Here is a 14,309-nt window from a genome sequence, read left to right as displayed (position 1 = left end):
TGGTGGGTAGAGTCAAGCACGCAGCTGGAAGTGCCATTTATCGAGCAATATCAAAACTTTTTGATATTGACCTTGCGATGCGCCAGACCCGTCACTAGACTGCCGACCTATGAATTTACGCGTGCCTTCCATTCGCCATGATGACAGCGATGAGCTGGCGGCCCTTTGCAAGGCCGGCGGCGATCCGCTGCGCCTGAATGTATTGCGCGCCCTGGCCAACGACTCGTTCGGCGTACTGGAACTGGCACAGATCTTCGGCATCGGCCAATCTGGCATGAGTCATCACCTCAAGGTACTGGCCCAGGCCGACCTGGTGGCGACACGTCGCGAAGGCAACGCAATTTTCTATCGGCGCGCCCTGCCCCACACCGAGCTGCTGGGTGGCAAGCTGCACGCCGCGCTGCTCGAAGAAGTGGACGAGCTGGACCTGCCGATGGATGTGCAGGACCGCATTGCCCAGGTCCACGGGCAACGCGCCGCCGCCAGCCAGGATTTTTTCGCACGGGTGGCGGAGAAGTTTCGCGCCCAGCAGGATTTGATCGCCGGGCTGCCGCAATACCGTGACAGTGTGGTGGCGCTGCTCGATAAACTGAGTTTCGGACCAGCTGCCACGGCGATAGAAGTCGGCCCCGGCGACGGCGCTTTCCTGCCGGAACTGGCGCGGCGCTTCAATCAGGTGACCGCGCTGGACAACAGCCCGGCGATGCTCGAACTGGCCCGCCAGGTGTGCGAACGCGAATCCCTGGCTAATGTCAGCCTGCAACTGGCCGATGCCCTGAACGGCGTCAGCCTGCGGGCCGATTGCGTTGTATTGAACATGGTGCTTCACCATTTTGCCGCACCGGCCGACGCGCTCAAGCACATGGCCAACCTGCTGCAACCGGGCGGTAGCCTGTTGGTGACAGAGTTATGCAGCCACAACCAGAGTTGGGCCAAGGAGGCCTGCGGAGATCTCTGGCTGGGGTTTGAACAGGACGACCTGGCCCGTTGGGCCACCGCTGCGGGCCTCGTGCCCGGGGAAAGCCTCTATGTAGGCTTACGTAATGGTTTCCAGATTCAGGTCCGCCATTTTCAGCGGCCGGCTGGCGACACTCACCATCGGTAACTTGTAGGAAAACATCGAGATGAGCGAATACTCCCTTTTCACCTCCGAGTCCGTGTCTGAAGGGCATCCGGACAAAATCGCCGACCAGATTTCTGATGCGGTGCTGGACGCCATCATTGCTGAAGACAAGTTCGCCCGCGTGGCGTGCGAGACTCTGGTGAAAACGGGCGTGGCGATCATCGCCGGCGAAGTCACCACCTCGGCCTGGGTCGACCTGGAACAGATCGTTCGCGACGTGATCCTCGGCATCGGCTACAACAGCTCCGACGTCGGCTTCGACGGCGCGACCTGCGGCGTGATGAACATCATCGGCAAGCAGTCCCCGGACATCAACCAGGGCGTTGACCGCGCCAAGCCGGAAGATCAGGGCGCTGGCGACCAAGGCCTGATGTTCGGCTACGCCAGCAACGAAACCGACGTATTGATGCCGGCACCGATCACCTTCTCGCACCAGCTGGTCCAGCGTCAGGCCGAGGCCCGCAAATCCGGCCTGCTGCCTTGGCTGCGCCCGGACGCCAAGTCGCAAGTGACCTGCCGTTATGAAGGCGGCAAGGTCGTTGGCATCGACGCCGTCGTGCTGTCGACCCAGCACAACCCGGAAGTCTCCTATAAAGACCTGCGCGAAGGCGTGATGGAGCTGATCGTCAAGCACGTGCTGCCTGCCGAATTGCTGTCCAAGGACACCCAGTTCCACATCAACCCTACCGGCCAATTCATCATTGGCGGCCCTGTGGGCGACTGCGGCCTGACCGGTCGCAAGATCATCGTCGACAGCTACGGCGGCATGGCCCGTCACGGCGGCGGCGCGTTCTCCGGCAAGGATCCGTCCAAGGTTGACCGTTCGGCGGCGTACGCCGGCCGTTATGTCGCCAAGAACATCGTTGCCGCCGGCCTGGCCGAGCGTTGCGAGATCCAGGTGTCCTACGCCATCGGCGTCGCCCAGCCTACGTCGATTTCGCTGAACACTTTCGGCACCGGCAAGATTGGCGACGACAAGATCATCCAGCTGGTGCGTGAAGTGTTCGACCTGCGCCCATACGCGATCACCACCATGCTTGACCTGCTGCACCCGATGTACCAGGACACCGCAGCCTACGGCCACTTCGGTCGCACGCCGCAGACCAAGACCGTGGGCGACGACACCTTCACCACGTTCACCTGGGAAAAAACCGACCGCGCCGACGCCCTGCGCGCCGCTGCCGGCCTGTAATACCGGCGTGTAGAGAAAAGCCCCTGGCGACTCGCTCGCCAGGGGCTTTTTCATGCCTTGAAGATCACCACCAAAGCCTGTGGCGAGGGCTTGCTCCCGCTGGGCTCTGTAGGAGCTGCCGAAGACTCGGGCCGCGTTCGGACGATCTTTTGATCTTTCGCTTGAGACTCAAGTGTCCGGAGAAAAATCGCAGCCTCGTTGCACTCGACAGCTCCTACAACGCCCCCCAGCGGGGGCAAGCTCCCTCGCCACAAAGGCTTAGCGCAATATTCAAGCCCGCCGTGCCACCAGCAAAAACGAAGCCGCACTGGCCAGCAGCCCCGCACACATCCGATTGAACAGGCGCTTGCCACTCGGTCGGGCGAACAGCCGTCGCGCGTAAATACCCATGTAGCAATACAAGCCGATGGCGATGCACTCCAGTGCCAGGAACAAACCACCCAGCACGGCGAATTGTTGAGTGACGGTGCCTGTACGGTCGACGAATTGCGGCAGGAACGCGGTAAACAACAGGATCGCCTTCGGATTGCCGATCGCCACCAGGAACTCCTGGCGCGCCAGGCTGGCCATGCTCATGGAAACGCTCGTCGCCTCGCCACTGGTTTCAGGCTGCGCGCGCCACAACTGCACGGCGAGGTAGAAAAGATAGCCAGCGCCAACCAGCTTGATGCCCAGGAACAACAGTTCCGAGGTGTGCAGCACCGCCGTCAGCCCCACCGCCGCCAGGGCAATCATGATGGCAAAGGCCACCAGTCGACCGATACCGCCACTGCACGCCCGGACGAAGCCATAACGCGAGGCGTTGCTGATCGACAGCAGGTTGTTCGGGCCCGGCGCCATGTTCAGCGCGAAGCAGGCCGGGATGAAGACAGCGAGGGTCGTCAGGTCCATCGGTTGCACTCTTGGCAGAGCGGATCGAGCGTCCATTGTGCACCGCTCATCGATGGGTTCAAGGGACAGTTGCGCAGCCAGATCGGCCGGGACTGTACCGTCGGCCCTTCGCCTTCAGCTTCGCAAAACCCGGTAACGCTATGGGTCTCGCGACTTTTCGCGCAGTGGCTAGCCTTCAGGGACCCAACCCAGCAAGGATGCTTCGATGCCACCGTCTTTGTATGCAATCGCCTGCCTGATATTCATCGCCATACCCGCAATGGCCACACCTTGTCCCGACTGGCCCACGGAGCGTGCCCACGCCGAAGTCGCTGCGCTGCAACAGCAAATCGACACATGGGACGACAGCTATCACCGCCTCGGCCAATCCCAGGTGGCCGACGAACTCTACGATCAGTCCCGCACGCAGTTGAGCCAGTGGCGCAGTTGCTTCAGTCTTCCGGCAATCGATAATCCCCTGCGCTCAGCGGGCGGAACGGTGCGGCACCCGGTCGTCCATACCGGCCTGGAGAAACTCAAGGATGCCGATGCCGTCGGTGCGTGGCTGCGCGGTCGAAAAGACGTCTGGGCCCAACCGAAGGTCGATGGCGTGGCGGTGACGCTGGTGTATCGAAAGGGCCATCTGTATCAGGCGATCAGTCGCGGTGACGGCGTCCTGGGGCACGACTGGACCATTAACTCGCGAAAGATCCGCGCCATTCCCCAGCGACTGCGCCAGCCTGTGGACCTGGTCGTCCAGGGCGAGTTGTACTGGCGCCAGGAGGCCCATGTCCAGGCCGACCGTGGCAGCGTAAACGCCCGCGGGACCATGGCGGGCTTGATGGCCCGCAGCAACCTGACGACGCAGGACGGGATTGATACGGGCCTGTTTGTCTGGGACTGGCCTGAAGGGCCAGCCACCCTGACCGAGCGGATGGCCGCGCTGGATGAGCTGGGCTTCGCGGGCACCCTCGACTACAACCAACCTGTCCGGGACCTCGCCGATGCCGAACGGTGGCGTGACCATTGGTATCGCACCCCGCTGCCATTCGCCAGCGACGGGATCGTCTTGCGCCAGAGCCGCCGCCCTCCGGCCGATCGTTGGCAGGCCCGGGCACCGTTCTGGAGCGTGGCCTGGAAATACCCGTACGCCCAAGCCATGGCCGAAGTCCGCAAGATCAACTTCAAGATCGGTCGCACGGGACGCATCACCCCCGTACTGGAACTTGAACGCATCCGACTCGACGATCGATGGATTCGCCGGGTGAGCGTCAGCTCCCTCAAGCGCTGGGAAGAGATGGATATCCGACCCGGCGACCGGGTCGCCATCAGCCTGGCCGGGTTAACCATCCCGCGCCTCGATGAGGTCGTCCTTCGCAGCCTCGAACGCCAGGAAGTCAACGCGCCCGCCGCAGCCGACCATCATTTCCTGAGCTGCTGGCGACCGACGCCCGGCTGTGAGAGCCAATTCCTCGCGCGACTGAACTGGCTCAGCGGCAAGAATGGCCTCGCCCTGCCCCATGTCGGTCCCGGCACCTGGGAAAAGCTCCTGGCCGCTGGTCGACTCGACGGATTGCTGGATTGGTTGACCCTCGATGCCGCCGAGCTTGCTACCATGGCCGGCTTCGGCGAGCGCAACAGCGCCCGCCTGCTTGCCAGCCTCGACAGCGCCCGGCAGCGGCCCTTTCGTCAATGGCTAAAGGCCCTTGGCCTGCCGCCCACTGCCAATGCGCGGCTGGACGGGCCGTGGCAGGCGCTGGCCGAACGCAGCACTGAACAATGGCAAGCCGAAGCCGGCATCGGGCCGGGACGCGCCGCGCAACTGAGCGCTTTTTTTCGCGACCCGCAGGTGCTGGCCTTGAGTGAGATATTACGCACCGCCGGGGTCGATGGTTTTTAATCCGCCCCCCACGGTTGAACCCAAGGGGCGACTACGCGTTCCAACTGCGCATCTGTACCGACCGCCCGCGAGTTTTATGGAGTTGTTATGAATTTCCTGCCTTCTGTTGCCCTGCTGGTGCTATGCAGCGCCATGGCCACCTTTTCATCGGCGGACGAGCAAACCCCGGAGCTCACCGGTTGCGCAGCCAAACGCCAAGGCATCATCAATCAGATCGAACTGGCCAAATCACGGGGCAACCAGGAACAGCAGGCGGGCCTCGAAACGGCACTGGACGAAGTCACGACCCATTGCACGGATGCCTCCCTGCGCAAGGAGCGCGAGAACAAAGTGCTCGAAGCCAAGCATGAAGTCAGTCGTCGCCAGGCCGACCTGGACAAGGCGATGAAAAAAGGCGACGCGGAAAGAATCAACAAGCGCAAGGACAAACTGGCAGCGTCCCGCAAGGAATTGCAGGAAGCCGTGGATGAGTTGGATAAGTAGGGCCTAGCTGCAAGTTTCTAGCTGCAAGCTGCAAGTTCAAAGCGCCACACTTGCAGCTTTCAGCTTGCAGCTGCTCCACCATCAATGATCCCGAAACTCTTTATGACAGGCACTGCACGCATCTTCGACCTTTTGCACCACGGGGCCCAGATAGCTGGCCTTGTAGGGCTGGACTTGGCTTCCGGTGACCAATTCACCGGTCGCCGCCTCAAGGTTACGGGCCAGCTCCTGGAAGCGCGCCTGTTTTTTCCAAACCTCATCCGTGGCGCTGGTATGGTCTGCTTCACGTACTGGCGGAAAGTGCTTCCAGGGCTCGCGGGACAGTTGATCCAGCTTTACCGCACCCTCGGCAAAACGCGCGCCATCGAACGGGACGCGGCCGCGCAGCATGCCGCCCAAGTCTTCGTTGGTCTTGAGCATCTGCTTGAAAATCGCCTTGCGCTGGCCCAGGGGAGAATTGGGATCGACACCGCCGCAAGCGGACAGCAGCAAGCAGGCCAGTACGGTCACGGAAAATCGTTTTACAAACATCTCGGCCTCGGGGCAGGAAACGGCCGCCAGTATCCTCGGGTCATCGGCAAAGGCCAATGGCCCTATCAACATTACGGGTTGTCGAGCGCCTGAAAACGCTGGGAAACCACAAGGAAATCTTCATGAACAGCCGCACCAAGCCCTGGCACAAAGGCCTGGCACTGACCCTACCGCTGATTGCGCTACTGGCTGGCTGCAATCGCGGCGAAAAAGTCGAAGAGCCCCAGACGCACGCCGTCGCGACTTATGCCAGTGCCCCTTGGGATGCGCTGCCAGCGGTATCCGATGAAGACCTGCTGGCCGGCTTCGGTGCCTGGCGCAGCGCTTGCACCCGGCTCAAGGCAGACGCAACCTGGGGCCCAACCTGCGCGGCTGCCGCCAATGTGCCGCAAACCGCAAAGGCCGTGCGCAATTTCTTGAAGCAGAACCTGGACGTCTATGGCCTGCGCTCGGGCGATAACAGCCCCAACGGCCTGATTACCGGCTACTACGAGCCGGTCTACCCCGGCAGCCTCACCCAGACCGCGAAGGCGAATATTCCGGTCTATGGCGTACCGGACGACATGATCATCGTGTCCCTGGACAGCATTTATCCGGAGCTGAAGGGCAAGCGCCTGCGCGGTCGCCTCGAAGGCCGGGTGCTCAAGCCTTACGACGACGCCGCCACCATCGAAACCAAGGGCGTGAAGGCGCCGGTTATCGCCTGGCTGACGGACCCGATGAACCTGCAATTCCTGCAGATCCAGGGTTCGGGACGCATTCGGCTTGATGACGGCCGCCAGGTGCGCATCGGCTATGCCGACCAGAACGGCCACCCGTATCGGCCCATTGGCCGCTGGTTGGTTGAACAGGGGGAGCTGAAAAAGGAAGACGTGACCATGGGCACCATCAGCGCCTGGGCCAAGGCCAACCCCCACCGCATTCCTGAATTGCTGGGCAGCAACCCCAGCTATGTGTTCTTCAACCGCAACCCCGACAGCAACGAAGGCCCGCGAGGCTCGTTGAACGTACCGCTCACCGCCGGCTACAGCGTAGCGGTAGATCGCAAGGTCATTCCGTTGGGCAGCCTGTTGTGGCTGTCCACCACACGCCCCGACGGCAGCGCCTTGAACCGCCCCGTCGCCGCCCAGGATACGGGCGGGGCCATTGCCGGCGAAGTAAGGGCCGACTTGTTCTGGGGCACGGGCGAAACGGCCGGGCAACTGGCCGGGGACATGAAGCAACAGGGGCAGATCTGGATGCTCTGGCCCAAGGGCATGGCGTTGCCGCAAGTGCCGCAGGTGGCGAACGCCGTTACCGCCAATCCCTAGAATCCCAATCGCGAGCAGGCTCGCCCCCACTTTGGATCGGGTGTGTACACAAAATAGGTATTCACCCAGATCAACTGTGGGAGCGAGCTTGCTCGCGAAGAGGCCCGCACAGACGCCAGAAATTCACCAGCCAGATTCAGACCGAAACAAAAAAGAAACTCAGCACCAACCCCACCCCCACGAACCACACCAGCGAACGCAGGATCGCCCAGTCCGCCAGATAGCAAATGATGTAGAGCAGGCGACTGGTGATGAACAGTACCGCCAGCACGTTGATCGTCACCAGTTCGGCGTTACCGGCCAGGTGCGCGACGATCACCGCTGCGGCAAAGAACGGGGCGATCTCGAAACTGTTCAATTGCGCGGCATAGGCACGCCGGGGAGCGCCTTCAAGTGAGTCGAGAAAGTCCCGGGGGTCGTGGTTATCCTGCAGCCTGTATCTTCCACCCGCCTTGGCGATGCCGATACACAGGTAAGGCAGGATGAAAGCGATCAAAACACACCACAGGGCAACCGTCATACCGCATTTTCCTTTTTGAGTTTTATAGAGAATCGAGAGTCGGCCATTGCTTAGAATTTCATGACCAGCATGCCAACCAGCACCAGCCCGCAGGCTAAGAGTCGCGGCCGGCCGAAAGGTTCTTTCAGGTAGCGCATGCCGAAGAGCACCACCAGCATCACGCTGATCTCCCGCAGCGCCGCCGCTTCGGCGATCGAGCCCAGTTGCATCGCCCACAGCACCAGAGCGTAGCTGAACAATACACAGAACCCGACCGCCAGCCCCAAGCGCCACTGTTCACGCCAGAACAGCATGAACGCCGGTCGTTTGCCGACCAGCGCCAACAGAGGAAACGGCCAGGCACTGAGCAGCGTGATCCAGACCAGGTAATCCAGCGGATGAGGCCAGCGGCGCAGGGCCTGGCCATCGATGAAGGTGTAGCCGCCGATGCACAGGCCGATCAGCGCGACCACCGGCAGCATCGACCAGGGCAGCCGCTCGCCACCACCGCCCTGCCACAACAGGCACAGCATGCCGAACGGTATCAGCAGGATGCCGATGATCTGTTGCGTCGTCAGGACTTCACCGGCAAACATCAGCGTCAGGGCCAGCACCACGAGCGGAGAGAGGCCGCGCATCAAGGGATAGACCAGGCCCAGGTCACCGACCCGATAAGCCTGGATCAGCAAATAGCGGTACAACAGTTCGAATGCAGCCGACGCCAGGATCCATGGCCAGATTTCCAGCGGCGGCCATTCCACGAAGCCCACCGCCAATGCCACGAACAGCAACGCGACAGTGTCCATGCACGCCACCACCAGCCACCGCTCGCCGCTGAACTTGATCAGCGTATTCCATGCCGCATGCAACAGCGCCGCGACCAATACCAACACCGTTGCCAGCACGGCACGCTCCTTGTCTTGTCCCACCGCCCCGTAGGAGCCGTAGGAGCCGTAGGAGCTGTCGAGTGCAACGAGGCTGCGATCTTTCCACTGACAATTGAGTCTGGAGTGAAAGATCAAAAGATCGCAGCCTCGTTGCACTCGACAGCTCCTACAGCTCCTACAGCTCCTACAGCTCCTACGCTCAGTAAGACTCATGAATTGATCCGCTATCGTTTATACTGCAAACCGACCACGCCGCACTTCAGTTGCGCATAGATCAATACCAATAATTCTGCCTGCCGCCCGTTCAATCGAACCAAGGCGCCGGCATGCGTATGCCTGATCCGAGCGTCAAGACTACAGACAGAGACCTTGCGCATGCCACTTGCTTTGCTTGCTTTGGCCGTCGCCGCTTTCGGCATCGGCACGACTGAATTCGTCATCATGGGGCTGCTGCCCGATGTCGCCCGGGACCTGGCCGTGAGCATTCCCCAGGCCGGGCTGTTGATCACCGGTTATGCCCTGGGGGTGGTATTTGGCGCGCCGATCCTGGCGATCGGCACCGCGAACATGCCGCGCAAGGCCACGTTGCTGGGCATGACGCTGATGTTCATCCTCGGCAATGTGCTGTGTGCCCTGGCCCCGAACTACACCACGCTGATGGCCGCCCGGGTCATTACTGCGCTGTGCCACGGAGCGTTCTTTGGCATCGGTTCGGTGGTGGCGGCCGGGTTGGTGGCGCCGAACAAACGGGCCCAGGCGATTGCCATGATGTTCACCGGCCTGACCCTGGCAAACGTGCTGGGCGTACCGCTGGGCACGGCTTTGGGGCAATACGCCGGCTGGCGTTCGACGTTCTGGGCGGTATCGGTGATCGGCGTGATCGCCGCCATCGCCCAATGGGTCTGGCTGCCCAAGGAAATCCCCATGGAGAGGGCCAACCTGGCCAGCGAATTCAAGGTGCTGGGCAAGGTCAACGTGTTGCTGGCCCTGGGCATGAGCGTACTGGCCTCCACCAGCTTGTTCAGCGTGTTCACCTACATCGCGCCGATTCTTCAGGACATCACCGGTGTCAGCCCCCACGGCATCACCGTCATGCTGCTGTTGTTCGGTGTGGGCCTGACAGCAGGCAGTTTCCTCGGCGGGCGCCTGGCGGACCGACGCCTGCTGCCTTCGCTGGTGGGCATGGCCCTGGCCGTGGTGCTGGTGCTGGCCGCGTTCAGCCAGACCAGCCAGTCGGTGATTCCGGCGGCGATCACCTTGGTGCTGTGGGGCATCTTCGCCTTTGCCCTGTGCCCGATCCTGCAACTGCTGATCATAGACCAGGCCTTTGAGGCGCCGAACCTCGGCTCGACCCTGAACCAGAGTGCCTTCAACCTCGGCAACGCGGCCGGGGCGTGGATGGGTGGGTTGGTCGTCGCCAGTGGTGCCGACCTGGCGGATTTGCCGTGGACCGGGGCATTCGTCAGCGGCCTCACGGTATTGACCGCCTTGTTCTTTATCCATCGGCAACGACGCCTGGCGGCCGTCGTTGTTTGAGAGGCTGGGAAATCGGCCCTGCCCATGAGTGAATGGGCGACGCGTTCATTGCGAAATTTTCCCCATTCATGCGGGCTGTTTTTACCTATCCTCCAAAAGCCTTGTTCCAGAGCGCTTGCCATTGAAATCCGCCGAGGGCAGTTTGCAGCCGACGGATGTATGTCCATTTGAGTCGCAAGGCAATCAGCCGGGTAATTTTGCTTAGAGTTCGGTCCCCCCAAGTACAAGGACGACCAGAATGCTAGGCCCAATCTCGCAACAATCTCTCTCCCTTAGCTTTTCCAAGAACAGCGACCATACCGTAAAACAGGCGAATCCCGGAGATGCCCGCCTACTGGTTGACCGCGCTACAGACCGGTCTATATCCATCATTCGACATGGCGACGGTAGCATCGAAGTCACTATGAATCGCCCTACCATTAGCGACCTGATCCTCAGTGGCGGTGGCGCCAAGGGAGTGGCCTATTCCGGACTCCTCAAAACCCTCGAAGCCAACGGCCTCATGGACAATATCAGAACGATTTCAGGCTCCTCTGCGGGGGCCATCTCGGCCGCCGTACTCGCCAGCGGCATGAGTCATGCGCGTTTCGACCAGATCCTTGACGATATTCCCCTCACGTCCTTGCTCGACAGCACCAACGTTATCGTCAAAGCACTCCAGAATGTCTCGTCGAAGCTGGGCGAAAAACTGAAAAACGTTCCGCTGGCGCAATTGCTGTGTGATCTGTTGCCGCGCCTGGGTTCCAAGGGGATGCCGCTGGAGAACTTGATTCGGGAGGAATCCTGCAAGGCGCTTCTGCAACGCTGCAAAGATCACCCGGAACCTCTTTCCAAAGAGGCACAACAAGCCGTAGCCAATGTGGAAAAGAACCAATACGTCACCTTCGCCGACCTGGCCGTCCTGAGCAAAGAAATCCTACAGATCAAGACCGTGGAAATCACCGGCACCGGCATGTTCGAGGAAGGCACGCAATTAGTGGTGTTCAGCGAGCAAACCACGCCTGACATGGACATTGCCGTGGCCGCGCATATCTCCGCGTCGCTGCCGGTGGTGTTCAGCAAGCTGACGCAGCAAGGACTACCCTTCCAACAGAACGACGAGAAACGCATTGAAACCACGGCATGTGCCGATGGCGGCATCCTGAACAACACACCGGTACCTGACATCTATAAGCCGGCGACCTCCATGAGCCCGATCCCGGACAGCGAGTCTTTGATTCTGGTATTCGAGGCGGAAGAATCGAACCAGCAAAACCAGCGAGGCACGGGCGTCACGGCCCTGATCGACAGATTTCTCGATGCACCCCATACGGCCAGCTCTGTATGGAATGCCGAACAACTGAAGCGCTTTGCCGACCAGACCGTCGTCGTGCCGCTGAAATCCAATAAAGGTGATTACAGCGGCCTGTTGAGCGGGACAGTCAACTTCAGCATGTCCAAGGAGATCAAGGATCATCTCCAGGATGAACTGCGCAAGAAAGTCCAAACCCACCTGAAAGAGCACAACGCCACTCAACAAACCTTTTCGTTTGCCTCGATCGAGGACGCCCTGCTGGCGTTGGGCGACAAAGAGTTCGAGCAACTGAGCATAGAACTGGAGGACGACGAAACCTGCGCCGAGGCGATCACCTTCAGGCACCACGCACAACGGGCGTTGACGCAATTGAAGGAAGCGATCCAAGAGGCCAACAAGGCATCCACCAAACTTGAACCTACCCCACAGATGCACATGGCCATCTGGACCCTCGATCAGCTTGCGGACCAGTCCGGCAGGCTGGAATGGCTGGCAAAACGCCTCAATCACGGCAATGACCCGGACTTCATGCAGTTCCTCCAGGCCGCCGCCGAGTGGGACAGAGGCGCGCCCAGCGCCATTTCCGAGGTGACCGGTCACGCTGTCGAGAAAATGCACCTGCACGACCTTGCCACGCGCATCCATAACGTCGTGCAGCACGCGCTCAATCCCGCGCTTTTTTTCGGCGGCCAGCCCGATGCGAACATCAAACTGATCCAAGGTACCATTCGAGACCTGAAGGAGGCTCGCAGCCACCAGGCGTTCAATGACTCGCTTGAGCGGGTTATCGCGAACTACAAGTCGCGCTACACGGGGATGCTCAATCCCAAGTCACAAACTCGCGAGACCCTGCGCAACATGCAATTCAAATAACCACCGCTCAGGCCTGAGAGCCTGGGATCAGGCTCCTGCCTACTCGGAGTCGCTGCGCTGCGCAGGCGCAGCGGATGGTTTGTCTTTGGGCAGGCCAACCTCACTGCGAATCTGTGCATGGCTGATCAACGCAAAGATAAAACTTCCACCGACGATGTTGCCTGCCAACGTCGGCCCGGCAAACACCATCCAGAAGTCCTCCCAGGACAACTGGCCGGCGAACACCAGGTACGACACTTCGGCCGAACCGACGACGATGTGGGTGAAATCCCCAAGCGCCATGAGGTAGGTGATCAAGATAATGATCCACATCTTGGCGCTTTCCATGGACGGGATCATCCAGACCATGGTGGCGATCATCCAGCCGGAAATGATGCCCTTGGCGAACATCTGGCCGGTGTCGTTTTCCATGACCTTGCGGCCGATTTCCAGGAAAGCCTGGTCGGTGCGCTGATCGAAGATCGGCAAGTGCAACATCACGTAGGCCACCAGCAAGGTGCCGCACAGGTTGCCCACCAGCACCACGCCCCAGAGCCGCAACAGCCGGCCGAAGTTACCCAGCGTGGGGTTGCTCATGATCGGCAGCACGGCGGTCAGGGTGTTTTCTGTGAACAGTTGCTGGCGGGCCAGGATCACCGCAAGAAAGCCGGCGCAGTAACCGAAACTGGCGATCACCTTGAAGCCTTCGTGGTCCGGCAGCCGGGAGTTGAGCAACCCCATCGCCATCAGCGACAGGCCCATGGTTAAACCCGCCGCCAGGGCCGACCACCAGAGCGCGGCGATACTGCGCTCCAGCTCCTGATTGCCCTGGGTGCGGATGATTTCGTGCAGCACCGCAGCCCGCGGGGGCTGGTTGCGGTCGACTTCGTGCTGTTCCTGGGCTGAAAGGTCAGGGGTCTTGCCTTCTTCATGGGTGTCCATACAGCTCCTGAACCGGTGGCGTGATGTACCTACGACACGCGGCGATCCGCGCTGTTCAGTGACCTCAGCCTGAAACCGCTATCGCGAGCAGGCTCGCTCCCACAGGGGGACGGCGGTGAACACAAATCGGGTGATCACCCCGGGCCCCTTGTGGGAGCGAGCTTGCTCGCGATAGCAGCGCCGCCGATCTCACTCGACGACAGCATCCTTGAACTGATCCTTGACGTATTTGATCTCGGTCCGCCCGTGAGGCGCGGGCAGGCCGTCTTCGCCGAGGTTGACGAAGACCATCTTCTCCACGGTCAGGATGCTCTTGCGGGTGATCTTGTTGCGCACTTCGCACGTCAGGGTGATGGAGGTGCGACCGAACTCGGTGGCGGTGATGCCCAGTTCAATGATGTCGCCCTGGCGCGAAGCACTGACGAAATTGATTTCCGAGATGTACTTGGTGACCACGCGCTGGTTACCCAGTTGGACGATGGCATAGATGGCCGCCTCTTCGTCGATCCAGCGCAACAGGCTGCCGCCGAACAGTGTGCCGTTGGGATTGAGGTCTTCGGGCTTGACCCATTTGCGGGTGTGGAAATTCATGATGGCTCCTGAGCGGCAAGCTTTAAGCTTCAAGCGGCAAGAAAAGAGCATTTGCGCTTTTAACTTGCGGCTTACAGCTTGCAGCTTGTCGCTGCCCCCTTGCAACTATCCAGTCAAAGCCAGCTATAATCGCCCCCGTTTCATCGGCCCACGCTTTGGGCCGCTCCCGCCACCTGTCCGAGGGGCGCTGCAGCAGGCTCGACCTGTCAGGCTCGGATGGGGCGTTGCCCGTACGGGGCTCCTCGTACAGGCACTAAACGCACAACGGCGCCCATTCGCATACATTACGAATGGAGACT

13 protein-coding genes and 1 riboswitch are annotated in these 14,309 nt (G+C 60.8%); of the genes, 7 read left to right on the top strand and 6 right to left on the bottom strand.

Annotation, left to right across the window (positions count from 1 at the left end):
• The first annotated feature begins 109 nt into the window (after positions 1-109).
• Together M8Q45_RS27040 and metK are read left to right on the top strand one after the other, a co-directional pair.
• A complete protein-coding gene (locus M8Q45_RS27040) occupies positions 110-1,105 on the top strand; it encodes an ArsR/SmtB family transcription factor (RefSeq protein ID WP_249877096.1) in 996 nt (331 codons plus the stop codon).
• 19 nt (positions 1,106-1,124) lie between these two features.
• A complete protein-coding gene (gene metK / locus M8Q45_RS27035) occupies positions 1,125-2,315 on the top strand; it encodes a methionine adenosyltransferase (RefSeq protein WP_030137860.1) in 1,191 nt (396 codons plus the stop codon).
• A 270-nt stretch (positions 2,316-2,585) separates the two neighbouring features.
• Here metK and M8Q45_RS27030 read toward each other — a convergent pair whose 3' ends face one another.
• Positions 2,586-3,206, bottom strand: a complete 621-nt coding sequence (locus M8Q45_RS27030; RefSeq protein WP_249877095.1) for a LysE family translocator — start codon at positions 3,204-3,206, stop codon at positions 2,586-2,588.
• Positions 3,207-3,411: 205 nt separating this feature from the next.
• Between M8Q45_RS27030 and ligB the strand changes: the two genes are divergently transcribed.
• Both ligB and M8Q45_RS27020 read left to right on the top strand, forming a co-directional pair.
• The gene (gene ligB / locus M8Q45_RS27025) at positions 3,412-5,085 is read left to right on the top strand and encodes an NAD-dependent DNA ligase LigB (RefSeq protein WP_249877094.1); all 1,674 of its coding nucleotides are present in this window, start codon (positions 3,412-3,414) and stop codon (positions 5,083-5,085) included.
• Between the two features lie 87 nt (positions 5,086-5,172).
• Positions 5,173-5,568 (top strand): DUF1090 domain-containing protein, encoded by a 396-nt coding sequence (locus tag M8Q45_RS27020; protein ID WP_249877093.1) that lies wholly within the window; start codon positions 5,173-5,175, stop codon positions 5,566-5,568.
• An 81-nt stretch (positions 5,569-5,649) separates the two neighbouring features.
• Here the strand turns inward: M8Q45_RS27020 and M8Q45_RS27015 are convergent, their stop codons facing one another.
• Complete coding sequence (locus M8Q45_RS27015; RefSeq protein WP_249877092.1) at positions 5,650-6,099, bottom strand: c-type cytochrome; 450 nt, start codon at positions 6,097-6,099, stop codon at positions 5,650-5,652.
• A 122-nt stretch (positions 6,100-6,221) separates the two neighbouring features.
• On the opposite strand from M8Q45_RS27015, the gene mltA reads away from it, so the two are divergent.
• Positions 6,222-7,409: a murein transglycosylase A gene (gene mltA, locus M8Q45_RS27010; protein ID WP_249877091.1), complete on the top strand. Its 1,188-nt coding sequence runs from the start codon at positions 6,222-6,224 to the stop codon at positions 7,407-7,409.
• Positions 7,410-7,545: 136 nt separating this feature from the next.
• On the opposite strand, the gene M8Q45_RS27005 is transcribed toward mltA, so the two are convergent.
• Both M8Q45_RS27005 and M8Q45_RS27000 read right to left on the bottom strand, forming a co-directional pair.
• Positions 7,546-7,929 (bottom strand): MAPEG family protein, encoded by a 384-nt coding sequence (locus tag M8Q45_RS27005; protein WP_249877090.1) that lies wholly within the window; start codon positions 7,927-7,929, stop codon positions 7,546-7,548.
• Between the two features lie 50 nt (positions 7,930-7,979).
• Positions 7,980-8,813, bottom strand: coding sequence for an EamA family transporter (locus M8Q45_RS27000; RefSeq protein WP_249877089.1), 834 nt, complete (start codon positions 8,811-8,813; stop codon positions 7,980-7,982).
• A gap of 357 nt (positions 8,814-9,170) precedes the next feature.
• On the opposite strand from M8Q45_RS27000, the gene M8Q45_RS26995 reads away from it, so the two are divergent.
• A complete protein-coding gene (locus M8Q45_RS26995) occupies positions 9,171-10,331 on the top strand; it encodes an MFS transporter (protein ID WP_249877088.1) in 1,161 nt (386 codons plus the stop codon).
• 238 nt (positions 10,332-10,569) lie between these two features.
• The gene (locus M8Q45_RS26990) at positions 10,570-12,498 is read left to right on the top strand and encodes a patatin-like phospholipase family protein (protein WP_249877087.1); all 1,929 of its coding nucleotides are present in this window, start codon (positions 10,570-10,572) and stop codon (positions 12,496-12,498) included.
• 39 nt (positions 12,499-12,537) lie between these two features.
• Here M8Q45_RS26990 and M8Q45_RS26985 read toward each other — a convergent pair whose 3' ends face one another.
• Together M8Q45_RS26985 and M8Q45_RS26980 are read right to left on the bottom strand one after the other, a co-directional pair.
• Positions 12,538-13,419, bottom strand: a complete 882-nt coding sequence (locus M8Q45_RS26985; protein ID WP_249877086.1) for a formate/nitrite transporter family protein — start codon at positions 13,417-13,419, stop codon at positions 12,538-12,540.
• 189 nt (positions 13,420-13,608) lie between these two features.
• Positions 13,609-14,010, bottom strand: coding sequence for an acyl-CoA thioesterase (locus M8Q45_RS26980; protein WP_003206420.1), 402 nt, complete (start codon positions 14,008-14,010; stop codon positions 13,609-13,611).
• A 173-nt stretch (positions 14,011-14,183) separates the two neighbouring features.
• Positions 14,184-14,290: riboswitch (S-adenosyl-L-homocysteine riboswitch) on the top strand.
• The last annotated feature ends 19 nt before the right edge of the window (positions 14,291-14,309 follow it).

It is taken from the genome of Pseudomonas sp. T1.Ur (assembly GCF_023516725.1).
GTDB lineage: Bacteria > Pseudomonadota > Gammaproteobacteria > Pseudomonadales > Pseudomonadaceae > Aquipseudomonas > Aquipseudomonas alvandae.
Note: the sequence above shows the minus strand (reverse complement) of the source record. Positions and strands in the feature narration are given on the sequence as shown.

Coding starts and splice junctions, on each gene's coding strand:
- M8Q45_RS26980 (WP_003206420.1), bottom strand. CDS start 14,010: ATGAATTTCCACACCCGCAAATGGGTCAAGCCCGAAGACCTCAATCCC.
- M8Q45_RS26990 (WP_249877087.1), top strand. CDS start 10,570: ATGCTAGGCCCAATCTCGCAACAATCTCTCTCCCTTAGCTTTTCCAAG.
- M8Q45_RS27040 (WP_249877096.1), top strand. CDS start 110: ATGAATTTACGCGTGCCTTCCATTCGCCATGATGACAGCGATGAGCTG.
- ligB (WP_249877094.1), top strand. CDS start 3,412: ATGCCACCGTCTTTGTATGCAATCGCCTGCCTGATATTCATCGCCATA.
- metK (WP_030137860.1), top strand. CDS start 1,125: ATGAGCGAATACTCCCTTTTCACCTCCGAGTCCGTGTCTGAAGGGCAT.
- M8Q45_RS27030 (WP_249877095.1), bottom strand. CDS start 3,206: ATGGACCTGACGACCCTCGCTGTCTTCATCCCGGCCTGCTTCGCGCTG.
- mltA (WP_249877091.1), top strand. CDS start 6,222: ATGAACAGCCGCACCAAGCCCTGGCACAAAGGCCTGGCACTGACCCTA.
- M8Q45_RS27005 (WP_249877090.1), bottom strand. CDS start 7,929: ATGACGGTTGCCCTGTGGTGTGTTTTGATCGCTTTCATCCTGCCTTAC.
- M8Q45_RS26985 (WP_249877086.1), bottom strand. CDS start 13,419: ATGGACACCCATGAAGAAGGCAAGACCCCTGACCTTTCAGCCCAGGAA.
- M8Q45_RS27020 (WP_249877093.1), top strand. CDS start 5,173: ATGAATTTCCTGCCTTCTGTTGCCCTGCTGGTGCTATGCAGCGCCATG.
- M8Q45_RS27015 (WP_249877092.1), bottom strand. CDS start 6,099: ATGTTTGTAAAACGATTTTCCGTGACCGTACTGGCCTGCTTGCTGCTG.
- M8Q45_RS26995 (WP_249877088.1), top strand. CDS start 9,171: ATGCCACTTGCTTTGCTTGCTTTGGCCGTCGCCGCTTTCGGCATCGGC.